The organism is Mesorhizobium silamurunense (assembly GCF_014843825.1).
GTDB classification, from domain to species: Bacteria; Pseudomonadota; Alphaproteobacteria; order Rhizobiales; family Rhizobiaceae; genus Mesorhizobium; species Mesorhizobium silamurunense.
The window spans coordinates 1-552 of the sequence record NZ_JHQR01000467.1; the positions used below are offsets into that span (position 1 = coordinate 1).

The following is a 552-nucleotide window of genomic DNA, read 5'->3' on the forward strand; positions in this document are numbered from 1 at the left end:
ACCGCAAGCCGGTTGGGGCGCATGGCGACCGCCGACCTAGCGGTCTGTACGCAGGACTGCACCGTCTGATGCGGCAGACCGAAGATGAGGTCGAAATTGATGCGGCCTACCCCATGCCGGCGCAGCTCTTCGACGGCAGTCGCCGTTTGCGCCTCACTCTGGACCCGGTTGATCGCCTTTTGAACAATGGGATCGAAGCTCTGCACGCCGAGGCTCGCGCGGTTTATGTCGGCTGCTCCTAAGGCTTCGGCCATCTCGGCCGTGAACGTGCGTGGATCGATCTCCACGGCAACAGTAGCCGTTTTCCTGAACGCGAAGCGGCGGCGCAGGAACTCCATCAGTGCGAGGAACTCAGCTGGCCCGATTAGGGTCGGCGTTCCGCCTCCGAAATGCACGTCGCTCACGGGCAGTGCCCGCGGCGTTTGCTCCGAGACCAAACGGATCTCGTCACGCAGCATCGCCAGATAATTGAGAATCGGCGCATCCCGGCGGGTGATGGTGGTAGGGAAGCCGCAATACCGGCACATCGACCGGCAGAACGGAACGTGGAGA

1 protein-coding gene is annotated in these 552 nt (G+C 62.7%); it reads right to left on the minus strand.

Going from position 1 to position 552, the window contains the following annotated elements; genetic code table 11:
• Positions 1-552: radical SAM protein (locus DH10_RS36020; RefSeq protein WP_192385968.1), on the minus strand; the 552-nt coding region annotated here is incomplete at both ends.